At 72.3% G+C, this 20,798-nt stretch carries 18 protein-coding genes; 14 read left to right on the plus strand and 4 right to left on the minus strand.

Going from position 1 to position 20,798, the window contains the following annotated elements; translation table 11 throughout:
- Positions 1-17 precede the first annotated feature (17 nt).
- Genes AB0M28_RS15625 through AB0M28_RS15635 form a run of 3 tightly spaced genes read left to right on the plus strand, consistent with a single transcriptional unit; the run spans position 18 to position 3,090 of the window.
- A complete protein-coding gene (locus AB0M28_RS15625) occupies positions 18-1,325 on the plus strand; it encodes a sugar ABC transporter substrate-binding protein (protein ID WP_365403866.1) in 1,308 nt (435 codons plus the stop codon).
- Positions 1,322-2,254: a sugar ABC transporter permease gene (locus tag AB0M28_RS15630; RefSeq protein WP_365403869.1), complete on the plus strand. Its 933-nt coding sequence runs from the start codon at positions 1,322-1,324 to the stop codon at positions 2,252-2,254. Before AB0M28_RS15625 ends, AB0M28_RS15630 begins: the two co-directional genes overlap by 4 nt.
- A complete protein-coding gene (locus AB0M28_RS15635; protein ID WP_365403872.1) occupies positions 2,254-3,090 on the plus strand; it encodes a carbohydrate ABC transporter permease in 837 nt (278 codons plus the stop codon). Before AB0M28_RS15630 ends, AB0M28_RS15635 begins: the two co-directional genes overlap by 1 nt.
- Before the next feature lie 23 nt (positions 3,091-3,113).
- Here AB0M28_RS15635 and AB0M28_RS15640 read toward each other — a convergent pair whose 3' ends face one another.
- Entirely contained in the window at positions 3,114-4,475 is a 1,362-nt protein-coding gene (locus AB0M28_RS15640) for a tannase/feruloyl esterase family alpha/beta hydrolase (protein ID WP_365403875.1), read from the minus strand.
- Between the two features lie 28 nt (positions 4,476-4,503).
- Positions 4,504-6,111: a long-chain fatty acid--CoA ligase gene (locus AB0M28_RS15645; RefSeq protein WP_365403878.1), complete on the minus strand. Its 1,608-nt coding sequence runs from the start codon at positions 6,109-6,111 to the stop codon at positions 4,504-4,506.
- A 252-nt stretch (positions 6,112-6,363) separates the two neighbouring features.
- Between AB0M28_RS15645 and AB0M28_RS15650 the strand changes: the two genes are divergently transcribed.
- The 6 genes from AB0M28_RS15650 (at position 6,364) to AB0M28_RS15675 (ending at position 13,180) form a co-directional block, all read left to right on the plus strand.
- A complete protein-coding gene (locus tag AB0M28_RS15650; protein WP_365403881.1) occupies positions 6,364-7,122 on the plus strand; it encodes an ABC transporter ATP-binding protein in 759 nt (252 codons plus the stop codon).
- A 42-nt stretch (positions 7,123-7,164) separates the two neighbouring features.
- Positions 7,165-7,863 (plus strand): ABC transporter ATP-binding protein, encoded by a 699-nt coding sequence (locus AB0M28_RS15655; protein WP_365403884.1) that lies wholly within the window; start codon positions 7,165-7,167, stop codon positions 7,861-7,863.
- A gap of 66 nt (positions 7,864-7,929) precedes the next feature.
- Positions 7,930-9,177: an ABC transporter substrate-binding protein gene (locus tag AB0M28_RS15660; protein ID WP_365403887.1), complete on the plus strand. Its 1,248-nt coding sequence runs from the start codon at positions 7,930-7,932 to the stop codon at positions 9,175-9,177.
- Between the two features lie 8 nt (positions 9,178-9,185).
- Positions 9,186-10,052 (plus strand): branched-chain amino acid ABC transporter permease, encoded by an 867-nt coding sequence (locus tag AB0M28_RS15665; protein ID WP_365403890.1) that lies wholly within the window; start codon positions 9,186-9,188, stop codon positions 10,050-10,052.
- A complete protein-coding gene (locus AB0M28_RS15670; RefSeq protein WP_365403893.1) occupies positions 10,049-11,080 on the plus strand; it encodes a branched-chain amino acid ABC transporter permease in 1,032 nt (343 codons plus the stop codon). Before AB0M28_RS15665 ends, AB0M28_RS15670 begins: the two co-directional genes overlap by 4 nt.
- Positions 11,081-11,215: 135 nt before the next feature.
- Positions 11,216-13,180 carry a GAF domain-containing protein gene (locus AB0M28_RS15675; RefSeq protein WP_365403896.1) on the plus strand — a complete coding sequence of 655 codons (1,965 nt, stop codon included), beginning with the start codon at positions 11,216-11,218 and terminating at the stop codon, positions 13,178-13,180.
- 8 nt (positions 13,181-13,188) lie between these two features.
- Here the strand turns inward: AB0M28_RS15675 and AB0M28_RS15680 are convergent, their stop codons facing one another.
- Positions 13,189-16,185 (minus strand): BTAD domain-containing putative transcriptional regulator, encoded by a 2,997-nt coding sequence (locus AB0M28_RS15680; RefSeq protein WP_365403899.1) that lies wholly within the window; start codon positions 16,183-16,185, stop codon positions 13,189-13,191.
- A 252-nt stretch (positions 16,186-16,437) separates the two neighbouring features.
- Between AB0M28_RS15680 and AB0M28_RS15685 the strand changes: the two genes are divergently transcribed.
- The 3 genes from AB0M28_RS15685 (at position 16,438) to AB0M28_RS15695 (ending at position 18,610) form a co-directional block, all read left to right on the plus strand.
- Positions 16,438-16,935: a hypothetical protein gene (locus tag AB0M28_RS15685; protein WP_365403902.1), complete on the plus strand. Its 498-nt coding sequence runs from the start codon at positions 16,438-16,440 to the stop codon at positions 16,933-16,935.
- Positions 16,936-17,011: 76 nt separating this feature from the next.
- Positions 17,012-17,920 carry a hypothetical protein gene (locus AB0M28_RS15690; protein WP_365403905.1) on the plus strand — a complete coding sequence of 303 codons (909 nt, stop codon included), beginning with the start codon at positions 17,012-17,014 and terminating at the stop codon, positions 17,918-17,920.
- A gap of 69 nt (positions 17,921-17,989) precedes the next feature.
- A complete protein-coding gene (locus AB0M28_RS15695; RefSeq protein ID WP_365403908.1) occupies positions 17,990-18,610 on the plus strand; it encodes an L-threonylcarbamoyladenylate synthase in 621 nt (206 codons plus the stop codon).
- A 162-nt stretch (positions 18,611-18,772) separates the two neighbouring features.
- Here the strand turns inward: AB0M28_RS15695 and AB0M28_RS15700 are convergent, their stop codons facing one another.
- A complete protein-coding gene (locus AB0M28_RS15700) occupies positions 18,773-19,327 on the minus strand; it encodes an ATP-binding protein (RefSeq protein WP_365403911.1) in 555 nt (184 codons plus the stop codon).
- A 171-nt stretch (positions 19,328-19,498) separates the two neighbouring features.
- Between AB0M28_RS15700 and AB0M28_RS15705 the strand changes: the two genes are divergently transcribed.
- Positions 19,499-19,735, plus strand: coding sequence for a DUF397 domain-containing protein (locus tag AB0M28_RS15705; RefSeq protein WP_365403914.1), 237 nt, complete (start codon positions 19,499-19,501; stop codon positions 19,733-19,735).
- Between the two features lie 195 nt (positions 19,736-19,930).
- Complete coding sequence (locus tag AB0M28_RS15710) at positions 19,931-20,794, plus strand: helix-turn-helix transcriptional regulator (RefSeq protein ID WP_365403917.1); 864 nt, start codon at positions 19,931-19,933, stop codon at positions 20,792-20,794.
- Positions 20,795-20,798: the final 4 nt, after the last annotated feature.

The raw sequence follows: 20,798 nt of genomic DNA on the forward strand, positions 1-20,798 counted from the left end.
GTCCGGAAGGAGGAGCCGTGACCACACGACCGCTCCGGGGCAGACGCCTCGGAGCACAACTCCTGGCCGCGGGGGTGCTGCTGGCCGGCGCCCTCACCGCCTGCAGCGACGACACCGGCGGCGACGGCAAGGAAGCCGCCGGCGTCAACGGGACGGACGACGGCACGACCATCACCATGTGGACCCGCGCCGCCACCCAGACGCAGAGCGAACGCCTGGTCAAGCAGTACAACGCCACGCACAAGAACCAGGTCAAGCTGACCGTCATCCCGACGGACAACTACCAGCCGCGCATCGCCGCGGCGGCCGGCGCGAAACAGCTCCCGGACGTCTTCGCCGCCGACGTGATCTTCGTACCCAACTACACCTCGCAGGGCCTCTTCAAGGACCTCACCGACCGGATCTCCCGGCTCCCCTTCAAGGACGCCCTCGCCCCGTCCCACATGGAACTCGGCACCTACGAGGACCGGCTCTACACCCTGCCGCACACGCTCGACCTGTCGGTGATCTTCTACAACAAGGACCTGTACCGCAAGGCGGGCCTGGACCCGGAGAAGCCCCCGAAGACCCTGAAGGAACTCGCCCAGCAGGCGACCACCATCGACCAGAAGCTCGGCCGGGACGGCAAGGTCAACGGCACGTTCTTCGGCGGCAACTGCGGCGGCTGCTTCGTCTTCACCTTCTGGCCCTCCGTTTGGGCCGCGGGCGGCGAGATCATGAACGACGACGGCACCCGGTCCCAGGTCGACCAGGCCCCGATGACCGAGGTCTTCGACATCTGGCGCGGCCTGTACGAGAACGGGGTCACCGGCCCCACCACCAAGACGGAACAGGGCCCGACCTGGACCGGGTTCTTCCCCAAGGGGACCGTCGGCGTGATGCCGATGCCCTCGACCACCCTCGGCCTGATGCCGCCGTCCATGGACATCGGCGTCACCCCCATCCCCGGCCCCGACGGCGGGGAGTCGACGTTCGTCGGCGGCGACTCCATCGGCATCTCCGCCACCAGCGACCACACCGACGCCGCCTGGAACTTCATCTCCTGGACGGTCTCGGACGAGGCGCAGACCGAGGTCATGGCGAAGAACAAGGACGTGCTGGCCCGTACGGACCTCGCCGACAACAAGTACTCGGCCGCCGACCCGCGCATCGTCCTGATCAACTCACTGGTGGCCAAGGGCCGCACGCCCTACGCCCTGCGCTTCGGCCAGACGTTCAACGACCCGCAGGGGCCGTGGCTGCGGTACGCCCGTGAGGCGCTCTTCGGCGACACCGGCAAGCTGCCCGAGCTGAACAAGGCCGTCGACTCCTCCCTGAAGCAGTGACCACGACGACCCGCATCCGCACCTCGCCGGCCAGGCCGGCCGCGGTGGCGCGCCGCCCCTGGTGGCGGACGCGCACCGCGGCCGGGCTCGCCTACGCCGCGCCCACGGCCGTCGTGGTGGGGCTGCTGTTCCTGGCCCCGCTGGGGCTCGTGGGGTGGATGTCCCTGAACCGCTGGCCGCTGCTCGGCGACGCGGAGTTCAACGCGCCCGCCAACTACGAGAAGGTGCGGGACGACCCGCTGTTCCTGGACGCGGCGGTCTTCACGCTGAAATACACGGTCCTGGTCACGGTGCTGCTCTCCGCCGCCGCGCTGGGGCTCGCGCTGCTGGTGCAGGAGCGGCGGCGCGGCACGGGTTTCTTCCGTACGGCGTACTTCCTGCCGGGGGCCGTCGGCTTCGCCGCCGCCTCGCTGCTCTTCTACGGCCTGTACAGCAACGAGTTCGGCCCGCTGGACACGATCCTCCAGCGTCTGCGGATCACCGACGAGCCGGTGCAGTGGATCGGCACGCCGAACGGGGCGCTGTTCTCCACCATCGCCCTGGTGATCTGGCGCTTCGCGGGCTTCAACATGCTGATCCTGCTCACCGGGCTGCAGTCGATCCCCGGGGAGCTGTACGAGGCGGCGCGGGTGGACGGGGCGTCGCGGTGGCAGATGTTCCGCCGGATCACGCTGCCGCTGCTGCGCCCGACGATCGCGCTGATGCTGATCCTCAGCATCACGGGATCGCTGCTCGCCTTCGACCAGTTCTTCATCCTGACGAACGGCGGTCCGGACAACAGCACGACCACCCTCGTCATGGTGATCTACCGCAACGCGTTCTTCCGCTTCGACCTGGGCGGGGCGGCGGCCCTCTCCGTGGTCCTCCTGGTGGTCCTGGTGGGCCTGAACGCTCTGCAGCTACGCGTCCTACGCAGGGGAGACGACTGATGCGGACGGCACACGGGATGCGCGGGGCCGCGGCCCGCGGCGGCTACCACTCGACCGCCACGGCCCTGGCGGTGCTCTTCCTCTTTCCGCTGCTGTGGAGCGGCTGGTCGTCCGTGAAGGGCCAGCCGGGATCCGGCCAGGCGTCCGGCTACGGTCTCGGCAACTACCGCCGGATGGCGGACTTCGGCGAGGGCATCGGCACGTACCTCGCGAACACGGCCGCCGTCTCCGCGATGACCGTCGCCGGCACCCTCGCCGTGTCGACCCTCGGCGGCTACGCCTTCGCCCGCTTCCGCTTCCCCGGCAAGGACGCGCTGTTCCTCGCCACGCTGGCGATCCTGATGGTCCCGTACGCGACGATCCTCATCCCGCTGTACGTGTTCCTCGGCTATCTGGGCCTGCAGAACACCCTCGTCGGCCTCAGCCTGGTCTTCGTGATGTTCCAGCTGCCGTTCGCGCTGTTCATGATGCGCAACTCCTTCGAGGCGATCCCGCGCGAGCTGGAGGAGGCGGCCCTGGTCGACGGCTGCGGCACGTTCCGCACGCTCACCCGCGTCCTGATCCACGCGGTCCGCCCCGGCCTCACCACGGTCGCCCTCTTCGCCTTCCTCGCCTCCTGGAACGACTTCTTCGCCCCGCTGATCCTGCTGAACGACGGCGAGAAGTTCACGCTCCCGGTGGCGGTGGTGAGCATGACGCAACGCACCTTCGGCGCGATCGACTACGGCATGCTCGAAGCAGGCGTGGTGGTCATGGCAGTCCCCTGCCTCCTCCTGTTCCTCGTCCTCCAACGCAGCTACGTCCGCGGCTTCATGTCGGGCGCGGTTCGGGGGTAGGCCGCCCGGCCGGGCGCGCCGGGTCAGGTCAGGGGGCAGGTGTTGACCACGTCACCCGTGGTGGGGTGTGCGACCACGCCGCTTGGTGGGGGTGGGGTGTGGTGCTCGACCCAGGAGGTCAGGGTGTCGAAGGCCGTGAGGTAGCACGGGAGGATCGGGCGGAGTCGGTCCGGGTACGTGTCGTACAGGCTGTCGACGTGTGTGCCGTCCGCGACGAGGTAGTACCGGTGCAGCGCGGAGCGGTGCCGGTCCGCGACCATCGACGCGTACACGTCGGAGTCCGTGGCGATCGGCAGCAGCGTGTCCAGCGTCCCGTGCAGGGTGAGCATCGGCCTGCCGATCCGCCCGGTGAGCGCCACCCGTTCCACGGCCTGGCGGACCTCCTTCGGCCGCGCGGCGTAGTCGTACGAGGCGTCCGAGGCGCACGGCGCGAGGATCTCCGCCGTGGTGGACCCGGCGGACGCGCCCGGGCAGGCCGGGTCGTACGACGGGTCGAACTCCGCCCGGTAGATCTTCTGCGTCAGGCCCCAGTACACAGTCTGGTGGTACGGCCACAGGAACTCGCTGCCGGGCGCGAAGCCCGCGGCGTACATGTCGGCGTCCGTGGCCGAACCGGACTGCCGGGCCACCGCCGTCGGCAGATACGTGAAGAGGTTCGGCCCGCCGGCCGTCCACAGCGCGCCCTCCCAGTCGACGCCGCCGTCGTACAGCTCCGGATGGTTCTCCAGCTGCCACCGGGTCAGATAGCCGCCGTTGGAGATGCCCGTCATGTACGTCCGCTGCGCCGAGCGCCCGTACACCTGCCGGACGACCGCCTTCGCCGCGACGGCGAGCTCCGTCGTACGCCGGTTCCACTCGGCCACCGCGTCGCCCGGCCGGCGGCCGTCGGTGTAGAAGTCGGCGCTGCTGTTGCCCTTGTCCGTCGACGCGAAGGCGTAGCCGCGGGCCAGCACCTGGTCGGAGATGATCCCGTCGAGGGAGTACTGCTTGCGCACCCCCGGCGCGCCGGTGACCACCAGCTTGCCGTTCCAGCGCGCCGGCAGCCGGATCACGAACTGGGCGTCGTGGTCCCAGCCGTGCGTCCTGTTCAGGCGTGAGGTGTCGGGGAAGTACCCGTCGACCTGGATACCCGGCACGCCCGACGGACGCACCGTGTCCCGGGCGGCGAGCGAGGCCCAGTCCGCCACGTCGGTGTACGGCGTGCCGGCCAGCGCCGACGTCGTCAGGTCCGCGAGGCACGCCGTGGTCTGCAGCTCGGCCCCCGGCACGTGGACCCGGTCCTCGCCGGCGCACCCCGGCGAGGCGCCGATGGCGGGGGCCGAGGCCGTCGCGGTGAGGGCCAGCAGGGCGGCGCTCAGCAGGGCGAGGCCGGCTCTGGAACGCATGGGAGTCCTTCCGGATCGGGGAAGCGGTTCAGCCGTCGTAGCGCGACCGCAGGGCCTTCTTGTCGAACTTGCCGGTGCCGGTGCGCGGGACGGCCTCCACGACCTCGATCCGGTCCGGCAGCTGCCAGCGCGCGAACCCGCTGGCCTCCAGATGCGCCCGCACCCGCTCCAGGGTCACCGTGGCGCCCGGCCGCGCGGCGACGCAGACCAGCGGCCGCTCCTGCCACCGGGGATCGGGCACGGCGACCACCGCCGCCTCCCTCACCTCGGGCATGGCCATCACCGCCGACTCCATGTCCACGGAGGAGATCCACTCGCCGCCCGACTTGATCAGGTCCTTCGCCCGGTCGGCGATCACGACGTACCCCTCCGGGGAGCCGACCGCGATGTCACCGGTGCGGAACCAGCCGTCCTCGGTGAACGCGTCCGAACCCTCGTCCCCCAGATACGCGTCGGCGATCCACGGCCCGCGGACCACCAGATCGCCCATCGCCTCGTCGTCCCATGGCAGCGACCGGCCGGACTCGTCGCGGATGTCCATCTCCACCCCGGGCAGCGGCAGTCCGGCCCGGGTCCGCACCGCCTCACCGAGCCGGTCCTCGTCCCAGTCGCGCATATGGTGCTTGGGCCAGGCGAGACTGGCCAGCGGCGACGTCTCCGTCATCCCCCAGATCTGCACCAGGGGGATGCCGAGCTCGTCGCGGTAGCGCTCGATCAGCGCCGCCGGCGGGCGCGCCCCGCCACACAGCAGATGGCGCAGCTCCGGCAGACCGCCGCGGCGGGCGATCTCCTCGGCCACCTGCATCCACACCGTCGGCACCCCGGCCGACACCGTCACCCGCTCCGCCCGCATCAGCTCCACCAGCGCGGCCGGATCGAGCGGCCCGGCGGCGAAGACCTGCTTCGCGCCGAACGGCGTCGCCGTGTACGGCAGCCCCCACGCGTTGGCGTGGAACATCGGCACCACCGGCAGGACGCAGTCGCCGGGGCCCACGGACATCGCCGCGTGCGAGGAGCCGACCAGCGCGTGCAGCACCGTCGAACGATGCGTGTACTGCACCCCTTTGGGGCGCCCGGTGGTGCCGGAGGTGTAGCACAGGCCGAGCGGGGCGCGCTCGTCGATCGGACGCGGTTCGTACGCCACGGGCTGATCGCGGATCAGCTCCTCGTACGACACGACCCCCGGCAGCGACGTCTCCGGTACCTCCTCGGCCAGCACCACGATGTGCTTCACCGTGCGCAGCCCGCCCCGCGCCCGCACCTTCTCCAGCAGCGGCAGCAGATCCGCGTCGGCCAGCACCGCCTCGTCGCCGGCGTGACCGACGACGTACGCCAGGTCGTCGGCGGACAGCCGGAGGTTCAGGGTGTGCAGCACCCGGCCGGTGCAGGGCACCGCCCAGTACGCCTCCAGATGCCGGTAGCTGTTCCACGCCAGCGTCGCCACCCGCGCGTCCGGGGCGACGCCCAGCGCGTCCAGCGCGTGCATCAGCTGCTGGGCGCGCCGGCCGAAGTCCGCATACGTGTACCGGTGCACGCGGCCGTCGGCGAACCGCGTCACGACCTCGGTGCCGTGGAAGTGCCGCGCCGCGTGCGGGAAGAGGAGCCAGGCGTTGAGCGGGGTGTCCATCATTGCCATGCGGCACATCGTCAGCGTGTCCGCGGCGCCCCGGCCACGGAGAGGAACCACAGTCCCGTGCCCGCCGCGATGGAGCAGACATCCACCGGCCAGGGGCGGGTGCGGCGGCCGGGCATGGAGCAAACACCCATCCGGCGCGGGCGCCTTGTGGAGTTCTCCTCCGTAGCCCCCGCCGTCACCCGACCTTAACGTCAGCGACACGTCGACGTCCGTCGGCCCCGTCCCCCCGCCGGTCAGCGTGAGGCCACCACCATGACACGTCGCAACGCCCTGCTGCGTACGCACGGGCTCGTCAAGGAGTTCCGCGGTTTCCGCGCCGTGTCCGGCGTGGACCTGAGCGTGGCCGAGGGTACCGTGCACGCGCTCGTCGGTCCCAACGGGGCCGGTAAGACCACCCTGTTCAACCTGCTCACCGGGTTCCTCGCGCCCACCTCGGGCCGGATGGAGCTCGACGGGCGGGACGTCACCGGCTTCCCGCCCGAACGCATCGCCCGGCTGGGCGTCGCCCGCTCCTTCCAGGTCACCAGCCTCTTCCCGCAGATGACGGCGCGTGAGCACCTGGAGCTGGCGCTGCAGGCCGGCACCGGCGGCGGCCGGCGCCTGTGGGTGTCGGACAAGCGCATGCGCGCCTTCACCGGCCGCGCCCTGGAACTGCTCGACGAGGTGGGCCTGGGCCGGCTCGCCGAACGCGCGGCCGGCAGCCTGCCGTACGGGCAGAAGCGCTCCCTGGAGCTGGCCCTGTCCCTCGCCCTCGATCCGCGGCTGCTGCTGCTCGACGAGCCCACCGCCGGCATGGGGCTGGAGGACGTGGAACGCACCGTGGCCCTGATCGGCCGGATCCGCGAGGGCCGGACCGTCGTGATGGTTGAGCACAACATGAGCGTCGTCGGCTCGCTCGCCGACACGGTCACCGTCCTGCAGCGCGGCGAGGTGCTGGCCGAGGGGCCGTACGCGCAGGTCAAGGCCGATCCGCAGGTCATCGAGGCGTATTTGGGGGCCGAGGTCGCTTGAGAGCGAAGGAGCCGAGGGTGCTTGAGACCAGGGGAGCCGAAGGTGCTTGAGATCAAGGGCGTCAGCGCCCGCTACGGCGAGGCGGCCGTGCTGCACGAGGTGGACCTGACCGTCGGCGCCGGCGAGGTCGTCACCCTCGTCGGCCGCAACGGCGCCGGGAAGACCACCCTGCTGCGCTGCCTGATGGGCCTGCACCCGCGGATGACGGGCACGGTCCTCCTGGACGGCCGCGACATCACCCGCACCCCCGCCCACCGCCGCGCCCGGCTGGGCCTCGGCTACGTACCCGACGACCGGGGCATCTACGCGAGCCTCACCGTGCACGAGAACCTGACCCTGCCAGCCCCCGCCGTCCAGGGCGCCGAGCCCTGGCCGATGGAGCGGATCTACGACACCTTCCCCGTGCTGGCGCAGCGCCGCCGCTCCCCGGGCAGCAAACTCTCCGGCGGCGAGCAGCAGATGCTCGCCCTCGCCCGGGTGCTGCGCAGCGGCTCCCGCCTCCTGCTGTGCGACGAGCCGACCGAGGGTCTCGCCCCCGTCATCGTGCGGCGTATCGGCGAGATCCTCCGCGAGGCCAAGGCACACGGCGTGGCGGTGCTGCTGGTCGAGCAGAACCTGCGCTTCGCCGCCACCGTCGCCGACCGGCACTACCTGCTGGCCCAGGGCCGGATCGCCCTCTCCCTGGACAACGCGGGCGTACGCAGCCGTGAGGACGAGCTGCTCGCCCATCTGGGGCTGTGACCCGGCCCGCACCGCCGTCCCCGCTCCCGGCACTCCGCGGGACCCATCGATCAGGAGGCACGACACATGAAGCGCAGGTTCGCATCGACGCTCGCCGCCGTAGCGGCGGGCACACTGCTCGCGGGCTGCGGGGGAGGCGGGCCCAGCGGGGGAGGCGGCAAGATCAGTGACGACAAGGTCGTGCTGGGCGTGCTGACCGACCTCTCCGACATCTACGCGGACCTCGCCGGGCCCAACTCGGTGGCCGCGGTCGAGATGGCCGTCGACGACTACAAGAAGAAGTACGGCGACAAGGCCGTGGCCGAGGACATCGAGGTCATCAAGGCCGACCACCAGAACAAGCCGGAGGTCGCCAACACCCAGGCCAAGGAGATGTACGAGCGCAAGAAGGCGGACGCGCTCTTCGACGTGCCGACCTCCTCGGCGGCGCTGGCCGTGCAGACGGTCGCCGGTCAGGCGAAGAAGCTGTACTTCAACACCGGTGCCGCGACCACGGAGCTGGCCGGCAAGACCTGCAACCCGTACACCTACGAGTGGGCGTACGACGCGTACATGCTCGCGCACGGCACGGGCTCCGCGGTGACCACGCAGGGCAGTAAGAACTGGTACACGATCTACCCGGACTACGCCTTCGGGCAGGACATGCAGAAGAAGTTCTCCGCCGCGGTCTCCGGCGCGGGCGGGAAGATCACGGCGAGCGACCCGACGCCGTTCCCCAACGACAACTACTCCACCTTCCTGCTCAAGGCGAAGGGCATGAACCCCAAGCCGGACGTGCTGGGCGCCCTGCAGGCGGGCGGGGACCTGGCCAACGTCGTCAAGCAGTACGAGCAGTTCAAGCTGAAGGACGCGGGCATCGGGCTGGCGATCGGGCTGCTCTTCGACTCCGACATCAAGGCCATCGGCGCGGACAAGCTCGCCGGGACGACGTTCACGGCGGCGTGGTTCTGGAACCTGGACGACGAGTCGCGGGCCTGGGCCGACCGGTTCAAGGAGAAGACCGGGGTGCGGCCGACGTTCGTCCAGGCGGCGGACTACTCGGCGGCGACGCAGTACCTGGAGGCCGTGCAGAAGGCGGGCACGGACAAGGCGGAGGAGGTGTCGAAGGAGCTGGACGGGATGACGTTCAACGACTTCTTCGCCCGCAACGCCACGGTGCGCGCACAGGACCACCGGGTCGCGCACGACGCGTACCTGGTGCGGGTGAAGGACCCGGCGACGGCGAGCGAGACGGAGGACTACACGGAACTCGTGGAGACGATCCCGGCGGCCGAGGCGTTCGACAAGCCCTCCCCGGCCTGCTCGATGGGCTGACGCGGCATATGACCTCCTTCCTCCAGCAGGCCTTCAACGGCCTGGTCAGCGGCAGCTTCTACGCGCTGCTGGCGCTCGGCCTCGCGGTGATCTTCGGGATGCTGCGCGTGGTCAACTTCGCCCACGGCGCCGTGTACACCCTCGGCGCCTTCGGCGCGGTCGTCCTGTCCGACAGCGCCGGGCTCGGTTTCTGGTGGGCGCTGGTGCTCGTACCCCTGGCGCTCGGCGCCGGGGGTGCGGTGCTGGAGCGGCTGTTCATCCACCGGCTCACCGCCCTCGACCCGCTCTACAACTTCCTGCTCACCTTCGGCGTCGCCCTCGTCGCGCAGGACCTGCTGCGCATGAAGTACGGCTCACACTCCCAGCCGTACGAGAGCGCCCCCTTCGCCGGCTCGGTGGACCTGGGCCTGTTCGACTTCCCCCGCTACCAGGTCTTCGCCCTGGCCGTCTCCCTCGCCGTGTGCACCGCCGTATGGCTGCTGCTCACCCGAACCCGCACGGGCACCGTCGTGCGGGCGGCGACCGAACGCCCCGAGCTCACCCGCGCCTTCGGCATCAACACCGGCCGCTGGATCACCCCGGTGTTCGCCTTCGGCATCGCGCTGGCGGGACTGGCCGGGGTGCTGGCCGCGCCCATGCGGGCGGTCAACCCCGGGATGGGCGCGGACCTGATCATCGTGGTCTTCGCGGTCGTCGTCATCGGCGGCCTCGGCTCGGTCTTCGGCTCCGTGCTCGCCGGCTTCACCATCGGCATGCTCCAGGCCCTCGGCAACCTCTACGTCCCCGTCCTGTCGCAGACCTCGGTCTTCCTGCTGATGGCCGTCGTGCTGCTGGTCCGGCCCGCCGGGCTGTTCGGCAAGGAGGAACACGCGTGATCATCTCTCTCCTCGGCCGGCTGCACGGCCGCCCCCTGTGGGTGCGCGCCGCACTGCTCGCGGCGGGCCTCACGGCCGCGTTCGTGCTGCCCTGGGTGCTGTACCCGCCGGTGGCGGCGGACATCCTGTGCTGGGGGCTGTTCGCCGTGGCCTTCGACCTGCTGCTGGGCCATGCCGGGCTGCTGTCCTTCGGGCACGCGGCGTTCTGGGGGACCTCGGCGTACGCCACGGGCCTGATCGCGATCCACAGCGGGATGCCGTTCTACGTCGGCGTCCTGGGCGGTGCCCTGGCCGCGGCGGTGATCGCGCTGCCCATCGGCTGGCTGGCGGTGCGCCGCACCGGTATCTACTTCGCCATGGTCACCCTGGCCTTCGCCCAGATGATCTACTTCATCGCCAACCAGTGGGGGGACGTCACCGGCGGCGAGAACGGCCTGCAGAACATCCCCCGCGAACTGCCCGGCGTCGACCTCACGGACTCCTTCGTCTACTACTACGCCGCCCTCCCGGTCGTCCTGCTCGGCCTGCTGGCCGCCTGGCGGATCGTGCACTCGCCGTTCGGCCGGGTGACCGCCGCGATCCGCGACAACCCCGCCCGCGCCCGGGCGCTGGGCTATCCGGCGGACCGCTACAAGGTCGTCGTGTTCGTGGTGTCCGCCTTCCTGTCGGGCCTGGCGGGCGGCCTGTACGCCGTGAACCACGGCTTCGCCTCGCTGCAGGAGGTGTACTGGACGACCTCCGGGAAGGTCGTCGTGATGACCGTGCTCGGCGGCATCGGCACGCTGTGGGGCAGCCTGGTCGGCGCGGCGGCGATCGTCCGGCTGGAGGACTGGCTGTCCACCTCGGGCTTCGAGGAGACGGGCCTGGTCACCGGGAGCATCTTCATCGTCGTGGTGCTGCTGTTCCGGCGCGGCGTGTGGGGCACGCTCACCCATCTGCTGCGCCCGCGCGGTACCGAGCCGGAGGCCGTTCCCGAGCCCGGGCCCGTACCCGACCACGAGGAGACGACGCAGCCGGTCGCGCCGTGACGGGCCCGCGGCGAATGCCCCGTGCCGCCCCCTGGCCGCCCCGGCTCCCGGCTGCCAGCATCACAGGCGGAACGGGTCGTTCACGGCCGCGTACCGCCCGGCGACGACCCGCGACCCACGACCGGAAGGGGCACCGTGCTGCCGACCGTGACCCAGGCCCGCGCCGGTGCCGGACCGGCCGGCGAACTACTGCGCCTGCTGCGCGAGGACGCGCCGGCGGAGCGCTTCGGAGCCCTGCTCGACCAGGCCGCCGGGACGGACCGCGAGTGGCTGGCGCCGCTGGTGGAGGACGCGCTGCGGGTACGGGCGCGGCTGGAGGAGCAGAGCCGGCACGAGAGCGAGCTGGCCGCGCTGTACGAGACGGCCGGCGACCTGTCCTCGCTGCGCGACCTGGAGGCCGTGCTGCAGGCCATCGTGCGCCGGGCCCGGGCGCTGCTGGGCACCGACGTGGCGTACCTCATGCTCAACGACCCGCGGCACAACGACACGTACATGCGGGTCACCGACGGCATCCGCACCGACGACTTCAAACGGACCCGGCTGCCGCTGGGCGCGGGGCTCGGCGGTCTGGTGGCCCGCGACGCCGTGCCGTACGCCACCGCCGACTACTTCGCCGACGCGCGCTTCGAGCACATCATCGACGACATCGTGCGCGGCGAGGGCATCGTCTCCATCCAGGGCGTGCCGCTGACCCTCGGCGACCGGGTCATCGGCGTGCTGATGGCCGCCAACCGGCGCAGCCGGCCGTTCGCCGACCACGAGGTGGCGCTGCTGGTGTCGCTGGCGAACCACGCGGCGATCGCGATCGAGAACGCCACCCTGTTCCAGGACGTCCGCCGCGCCGTCGAGGAGCTGACCGAGGCCAACACCCTGATCCAGGCCCACAGCGAGTCCATCGAACAGGCCGCCGCCCTGCACGAACGGCTCATCGGCATCGTCCTCGACGGCGCCGGGCTGCCCGACGTCGCCGCGACCCTGGCCGACGTGCTGGGCGGCAGCATCCTGGTGCTGGACGCCCAGCGCCGCATGCTCGCCGCCGCCGGCAGCGACGCGCTGGTGGAGCAGGTCCGTACGACGGGGACGCTGCCGGAGAGCGGCCCGGCCGCGCAGGCGGTGCGCGAGGCCGGGGTGCTGTCCACCGAGGCCCGCCGCACCCGCAAGGTGCCCGCCGCCGACGGCGGACCGGCCGCGTGCGCCACGCCCATCGTGGCGGGCGGCGAACCCCTGGGCGCCCTGCTGCTCCTGCGGGAGCGGCCCGACGGCAACGACATCCGCTCGCTGGAGCGCGCGGCGCTCGTGACCGCGCTGATGCTGCTGAGCGAACGGGCCGTCACCGAGGCCGAGCACCGGCTGCACGGCGAGCTGCTGGAGGACCTCCTGGGCAATCCGCACCGCGACCCGGAGGGCCTGCGCCGCCGCGCCGCGCTGATGGGCGTGGCCCTGGGCCACCCGCACACGGTGCTGGCGGCCCGCACCCGCGAGGGCCGCCACCGCCGCCGTATCGCGGACGCCGCGGCCCCGTACGCGGCGCGGGCGGGCGGTCTGGCCGGGGAGTACCGGGGCGACGTGGTGATCCTGCTGCCGGGCGACCAGCACCTGGACCCCGGTACGGCGGCGGGCGCGCTGGCCGAGCACCTCACGCAGGCGCTGGAGGTGCCGGTGACCGTCGGAGCGGCGGCCGCGGCCCCGGGCACCGAGGCGGTGGTCGAGGCCCACCGGGACGCCACCCGCTGCCTCGACGTCCTGCTGGCCCTGGACCGCGACGGCGAGGGCGCCGCACCCGGCGAACTGGGTGTGTACGGGCTGCTGTTCCACCAGACGGGCCGCGACGAGCTGCACCGCTTCGTGCAGCGCACGCTCGGCCCGGTGCTGGACTACGACGCCCAGCGCGGCGGCGAGCTGACCCGCACCCTGCTGACGTACTTCGCCAACGACACGAGCCTCACCCGCACCGCCGCGGCCCTGTACATCCACATCAACACGCTCTACCAGCGCATGGACCGCGTCACCGCGCTGCTGGGCCCGCACTGGCGGCACAGCGACCAGGCCCTGCAGGTCCATCTGGCACTCAAGGTGCACGCGGTGATGCGGGCGCGCTGAGATCCCGGTCACGACCCGGAGGGGAGCTCGCCCCGTTCGTGGGTGCCGTACAGCCGGAACACCTCCAGGGCCTCCAGCCGCAGCGCCTGTCCGGCCTCGTGCTCGCCGCGGCGCTCGTGCAGGACGGCCAGGTCGCGCTGGGTGCGGGCCTGGAAGACGGGCATGCTCAACTCCTTCCACTGCAGCAGCGCGTGGCCCAGGCAGACCTCGGCGTCCGCCAGCCGGCCGGCCGCCAGGTGCAGTTCGCCGAGGGTGCGCACCATCAGGGCCTGGCCGAACCGGTCGTCGAGCTCGTGGCAGACACGCAGCGCCTCGAGCAGGGCGTCAGGGGCGACCGAGCCCGGGCTGCGGCGGAAGCACGCCTTGGCGTGCGCCTGAACCGCGTACGCCGTCATGTGCCGGTCGCCGGCCTCACCCAGCAGGCGCAGCGCCTCGGCGCAGTGCTCCTCGGCCGGGTCGAACTCCCCCCGCGCGCGGTGCACCAGGCCGACGGAGCGCAGAGCCAGCGCCTCGGCCCGCCGGTCGCCCACCGTGCGATAGGTGTCCAGCGCCGCCCGCAGCTCCTCCATGGCCTCGGCGAAGCGTCCCAGGTCGCGCAGGACGAACCCGGCCGCGTACCGGGCGTCAGCCTCCCCCCGCACGTCACCCGTCGCCCTGAAGCCCGCGCCCGCTGCCCGGGCATGGGCCAGGGCCTCGGCGAAGAAGCCCTGGTCGCTGAGGGCGAGGGCCAGGCCGTAGCGTGCCCGGGACGCCTCCGCGGGCAGGTCCAGCGCGTCGAAGCAGTCGCCCGCCTGGTGGAAGTGCCGCGTGGCGTCGGCGAACCGGTCCTGCTTGTAGCGCAGTTGCGCGAGGCCCAGATACATCTCCGCCTCCCCCCGTCGGTTGCCCGACGCCCGTGCGGCCGCGAGAGCGGCCTCCTGGGTGCGCCACCACTCCTCGAACCGGTTGGCGTCGCGATACCAGTGCTCGGCCAGCGCCTTGGCCAGGGCGCAGGCCGAGGAGTCCAGCCCTTCGCGGCAGGCGAGCTCCACACCCGCCACGTGCAGCGTCCGGTCCGCGGCGAGCCATGCGGCGGGCCGGTCCAGCACATCGGGCACCGCCGGCCTCGTCGGCGTCGGCCGTCCCGGCGTCGCACACGCGTCGAGCAGCTCGAGCCACAGGCCCAGCAGCCGGTCCACCGCGGCCCGCCGCTCCGCCGCGGGGATCCCGGTCCGGGCCAGCTCCTCGGCGTGCAGTCGGACCAGATCATGGAAGCGATAGCGGATCTGCCCCGTGCCGTCCGCCCCGACGGCGTCCAGCAGATGGGCCTCGACAAGCCGCTCCACCAGCCGCTCGGCGACGGGCACGGGCACCTGGAGCAGCGGGGCGGCGGTCCAGCCGGGGAAGTCGACCGGCCCGAGCAGACCGAGCAGCCGGAAGGCCAGGCGCTCTGTCTCCGGCAGCGTGCCGCAGGTCAGCGCGATGCCCGCGCGTACGTCGAGCGAGCCGACCCTCATCTCGTCCAGCCGGCGCCGCTCGTCCGCAAGCCGCTCGGCCAGTACCCGCATCGGCGTTCCGCCCAGCCCCGCGAGCCGGGTACCCACGATGCGCAGGGCCAGCGGCAACCCGCCGCACAGCCGGGCCACCCGGTCCGCGGCGGCGGGCTCCGTGCAGACGGCGTCCGCCCCCGCGACCCGGCCCAGCAGGCGTGCGGCGTCGCGTACGTCCAGCACCCTCAGGCGCAGCCGCAGGTCCGCCTCGACCCCGGGCAGCCCGCGCCGGCCGGTGACCAGCCCGGCGCTGCCGCCCGCGCCGGGCAGCAGCGGCGCCACCTGTCCCTCGTCGGCCGCGTCGTCGAGCACCACCAGCACCTGGCGGACGGCCAGCTCGCTGCGGTAGGCCGCCGCCCGCTCCGCCACCGAGTCGGGCACATCCCCGGGCCGTACCCCGAGGGCCCGCAGAAACCTCCCCAGCACCTCCCGGGGGTCGGCGGCCTGCCGTGGATCGGCGCCGCGCAGATCGACGTGCAGCTGCCCGTCGGGGAACCGGGAGGCGGCCAGATGGGCCACGTGCAGGGTGAGAGCGGTCTTGCCGACGCCGCCCATACCGTGCACGACGCAGACGGTGCCACGGCCCTTCGCCGCACCATCGAGGGCGGCCAGCACCGCCGCCGACTCCGCGTCCCGCCCGACCAGTTCGGCCGGCCCCCAGGGCAGCTGCGCGGGCACACGGTGCGCGGCCCGGTCCGCGGCACCGCCCCGCGCGCGCCCGCCCGGCGGTCCGTCCGTCAGCATCCGGGCGTGCAGCGCGGCCAACTCGGGGCCCGGTGCCACCCCGAGTTCGTCCCGCAGCAAGCGGTATCCCTCCCCGTAGCAGGCCAAAGCCTCAGCCCTGCGGCCCGATTCGTACAGCGCGCGCATCAGCAGCGCACGCGGCCGCTCCCGCAGGGGCTGGGCCGCGACCAGGGCCGCCAGCCCGCCCACGAGCTGGGTGCCCTGCCCGGTGGCCAGCCGCGCCTCGTACAGGTGCTCCGCGGCCGTGTCCCTCAGCTCCTCCAGCCGGTTCGCCTCGGCCAGCAGCAGCGGCGTGCCGGGCGCTCCCAGCGCGGGGCCGGTCCACAGCCCCAGCGCCTGCTCCAGCAGCTCCGCCGCCACGGACGGGGCCCCGCGTTCCGACTCCGCGAGCGCACGGTCCAGCAGGTTCTCGAAGCGATGGAGGTCCAGGCAGTCCGGACCAGGCTGGAAGAGATAGCCACCCGGCCGGGTCACGATGACGGACTGGCCGTCCGGATGGCGCAGCACCCGGCGTAACGCGGCCACATAGGTCTGTACCAGCTTGGCGGCGGTGGCCGGAGGATCGTCCCCCCACACGGCGTCGACCAGGCGCGCCACCGGCACCATACGGCCCGCCTCCAGGAGCCCCGCGGCGAGCAGTTCGGTGGGTTTGCGGGCCATCGGCCCGAGCCGCCGTCGTCCGGACCACACCTCCACCGGGCCGAGCAGGCGGAATTCCAGTCGTTCCCCCATGGCAGCACCCCTCGCCGCCGTCCCGATCCGCCGCGGCAGCGGATTCCCCCCGGGAGCGGTCTCCGGGACACCATGCCCGGATGGACGGCGGGACGCCAGACGGCATCCATGGGCAGGTGTGTCCCGTTCCCTCCCACTCGGTCACGGCTGCACCAGGACTGCACCGGTGTTGCACCAGGACTGCACTGCCGGCGCCGAGGGTGGTCGTGGCCGGAGACACCGGCCGGAGCACTCGACGAGAGGTCGACCAGCATGCGTCCACAGCACGCATCACACAGCCTGCGCCGACGGGCGAGGATCCTGACGGCCGCCGCCGCCCTCGCGCTGGGCGGGGCGGCGATCACCGCTGCGCCGGCGGCGGCAGCGGGGCCGAACTGCGCCAACGGGAACCACTGCGTGTTCTACACGGACATCTACTCGCCGAAGCACTCGTTCTTCAACAGCGACCACAACTTCAACGACGACTTCTTCCTGGAGGGCCCGTCGAACCAGGAGGGCTCGGGACAGATCGTGGACAACAACGTCTGGTCCGCAAGCAACTCCAGCACCGGCGGCTACGAGAGCCACTACTACGACACGTACGGCGGCACGTACCTGTTCTGCGTGAACCCCGGCCACTACGCCAACTCCCACTCGTGGGACGACGCGGAGACCTCCGCGCGCCCGAACGGCGGACCGCTGCCGGACAGCCTGCGCCAACGCGCCTCCGCCCTGGTCCTGCGGGGCACGACCACGAAGGACTGCTACTGACCCGGACGTTCCGTGGGCCCGGCGAACCCGCCGGGCCCGCACCCGAAGGCCACCCGCTCGCATCCGGAGGTCCCGCGTGCCGTTCCACCCGCCCCGCCTGCTCCTGCCGCCCCTCGCGCTGCTGGTCGCGGCGGGCGCCGCCGCCTGGACGCTGACCATCGGGCAGGGCTCCGGCCCCGTCCGGGCCGCCGCGCCCGATCCCGCCCGGGTGGCCGAATGGGACGCGCTGCCTCCGCTCTACGCCGCCCTGTACGTCCGCACCGAGGCGGACGAGCGGACCGGCACCGCGCAGCAGCGGCTGATCGTGCGCTGCATGGCCCGGCAGGGCTTCACCTACCACCCCCCTCCCGTGGCCAGGGCCGGCGACCGCACCCTGTCCCGGCCGACGCCCTTCGGTATCGAGGAGCGCGGCCAGATCGCCGCCATGATGGAGCAGACCGTGCCGGCCGAGCGCCCGCAGGGCGAGGCCTACGGCCGGGCGCTCCTCGGCGACCCCGACAAGCAGCTCAAGGCGGCCACCGGGGACATGGACGTCGTCGTGCCCGCCGAGGGGTGCCAGGCCGAGGCCGAGTGGGCGCTCCAGGGCGACGGGCGGCTGCGCCGGCTGGAGCTGCGGATGCGGCTGGGGGAGGGTGAGCGCGCCGCCCTCGACCGGCTCTCGCGGGACGAGGAGTTCGACGCCGCGACAGCGGCCTGGCGGGCCTGTATGGACGAGGCCGGCGTGACCGCCCACGACCCCGCGGACCTGCTCCGGGCCGTGCCCGAGGCCGAACGCCGCGACTCCCACCCCGCCATCGTCGCGGACCTGGACTGCAAGGCCCGCACCGGGTATCTGCGGACCGCCTACACCCGGCTCGCCGCTCTGCAGCGGCAGTGGCTCGCCCGTAACCCGGACGTCCTGCCCGCCTGGAACGCGCTGATGGAACACGAGCAGCGGGCGGCGCGAGCGGCCCTCGACGATCCCGGCACGACCGACTCACGTTGAGACCGCCGCTTCGGGACGCCCGCGGTGTCTTCGACGCCCCCGGAGCCGCGCGCCCCCTACACTCCCGGTGTGGCGAAGTACTTCGACGTGCACCCCGACAATCCGCAGCGACGCACGATCACGACCGTGGCGGACGACATCCGCGCCGGCGCGCTCGTGGCGTACCCGACGGACTCCTGCTACGCCCTCGGCTGCCAGCTCGGCAACCGTGAGGGCATCGAACGCATGCGGCAGATCCGCGATCTGGACGACCGCCACCACTTCACGCTGGTGTGCCAGAACTTCGCCCAGCTCGGCCAGTTCGTGTACGTCGACAACGACGTGTTCCGCGCCATCAAGGCCGCCACGCCCGGCAGTTACACCTTCATCCTCACCGCGACCAAGGAGGTGCCGCGCCAGCTGCAGCACCCGCGGAAGAAGACGGTGGGCGTGCGCATCCCCGACCACACCGTCACCCAGGCGCTGCTGGAGGAGCTGGGGGAGCCGCTGGTCTCCAGCACGCTGCTGCTGCCGGGCGAGGACGAACCGCTGACGCAGGGCTGGGAGATCAAGGACCGGCTCGACCACGTCGTGGACATCGTGGTCGACTCGGGCGACTGCGGCACCGAGCCGACGACGGTCGTGGACTTCTCCGGCGGCGAGGCCGAGATCATCCGTGAGGGCGCGGGGGACGTGTCCCGGTTCGAGTAGTCCCGCGGCGCGGACGGCGTCCCGCGTTGCCCCGCGGGGGCTGCGTGGCGCCCCCGCGGGGCCGCGGCCCCGGACAGTTGGCTCGGCGGCTCCTCGGTGCCGGGAGTTGCCTGTGCGGGGGAGCGGCAAGCCCGCGGCACCGAGGAGGTCTGTGGTGGCGGCTCAGCCGGTGAGCTTCCAGTCGTAGCCGTGCAGCCCGGGCGGGCAGCAGGTGCAGTTCTGCTGTCCGGGCCCGCCGTGCGACGGGCCCGGACGCGAGGCGACCGCGGCCGCCGGAGCGGCGTCGGCGGCCGCGGAGAATATCGCCCAGACCGCCTTCCCGGACGGGGTCGGCCGGCTCCAGCCCCACACGTCGCTCACCGAGGCGACGATGTGCAGGCCGCGGCCGGACTCGGCCAGCGGATCGGGCTCGGACAGCTGCGGGATCTCGGTCCCGCGGTCGAACACCGCGCAGACGACGGAGCTGCCGCGGCGCATCAGGCCCAGGGTGAGCGGGTGGGCGTCGGGACCGGGACCGATGGGCATGCCGTGCCGTAAGGCGTTGGTGACCAGCTCGGACGTCGCGGTGACGACGTTGTCGGCGAGCGGTTCGAGGTCCCACTCGCACAGGACCGAGCGGACCACACTCCGGGCCACGGCGATCGAGCGGGGGTCGGCCGGTAGCTCACAGGTCGCTGACCCGGGGGCCCTCAGCCACTCCTGCAGCGGTGCCGTCATGCCAACTCCAGGTGCTCGTCAGTCCGTTGGTACGTCCGTCGCTCATGTCCCACCAGCATCGTGATGCATTCGAGCTTGCTTCTGCAAGTGCATGTGAAATTTCATCTGAACATTCATCGGCACGCACCGATGCACGTACAGTGCAGTCAGAGATCACGGAAGGGTGAGAACATGCAGATCGACAACGGAGTTGGCGCCAGAAGCCTGCTGGGTGTGACGTGGCGCAAGAGCCGTCGGAGCAACGCGACGGGAGACTGCGTCGAGGTCGCCGCCCTCCCCGACGGCGGTGCCGCCCTGCGCAACTCGCGTGACCCGCACGGAGCGGCGCTCGTGTATACCGGCTCCGAGATATCGGCGTTCCTGCTCGGGGTGAAGGACGGTGACTTCGACGATCTGTTGCGCGAGTGACAAGAGCAACGTCGTTGAAGGGTGGACGAGTTGGGCGTACCGCCCGCTAGGATGGAACACTGATCTACTGGCGTGAGGAATCGGTGAGCAGTGATGGGCGTGCCGTCAGCAGTGTCGGGCAGTGCGCACGGCGATTGGCCGTCGCGCGCCGCCGAGCAGGGCACCGGACCGGATGAGTCCGGCGCACAGCCGCGCATGCTCGAGCAGCCCCGTGGCGGACCCACGGTGCTGCGCATCCTGCTGGGCACCCAGCTGCGTCGCCTGCGGGAGTCGCGGGGAGTCTCGCGGGACGCGGCCGCCGACGCCATCCGCGGGTCCCAGGCCAAGATAAGCCGCCTGGAGCTGGGCCGGGTGGGCTACAAGGAGCGCGACGTCGCCGACCTGCTCACGCTCTACCGGGTCGTCGACCCCGCCGAGCGCGAGGAGTGGCTCACCCTGGCCCGACGGGCCAACTCGCCGGGCTGGTGGCACCAGTACGGCGATCTGCTGCCCAGCTGGTTCGAGCCGCTGCTCGGACTGGAGGAGGCGGCCTCCGTCATCCGTACCTACCAGGTGCAGTTCGTGCCGGGTCTGCTGCAGACCGCCGACTACGCGCGTGCGGTCTCCCTGCTGGACCGGCTCGACACCCCGACCGCCGAGCTGCGGCGCCGCGTGGAGCTGCGGCTGCGCCGGCAGGAGCTGATCACCCGGCCGGACGCGCCGAAGCTGTGGGTGGTGCTGGACGAGGCCGTGCTGCGCCGGCCGCTGGGCGGTTCCACCGTGATGCGCGGGCAGATCGACCACATCCTGGAGATGGCGGAGCTGCCGAACGTCACGATCCAGGTGGCGCCCTTCTCGACCGGCGGGCACGCCGCCGCGGGCGCCCCGATCTCGCTGCTGCGCTTCACCGAGCCGGATCTGCCGGACATCGTCTATCTGGAGCAGGTCGCCAGCGCCCTCTACCTCGACAAGCGCGAGGACGTGGACACGTACCAGCTGGTCATGGACCGGCTGAGCACCATGGCCGAGTCCCGCGCCGGGAGCATGCGCTTCCTGCGGCAGCTGCGCGACGAACTCTGAGAGA

This window comes from Streptomyces sp. NPDC051940 (assembly GCF_040680895.1).
Taxonomy (GTDB): domain Bacteria; phylum Actinomycetota; class Actinomycetes; order Streptomycetales; family Streptomycetaceae; genus Streptomyces.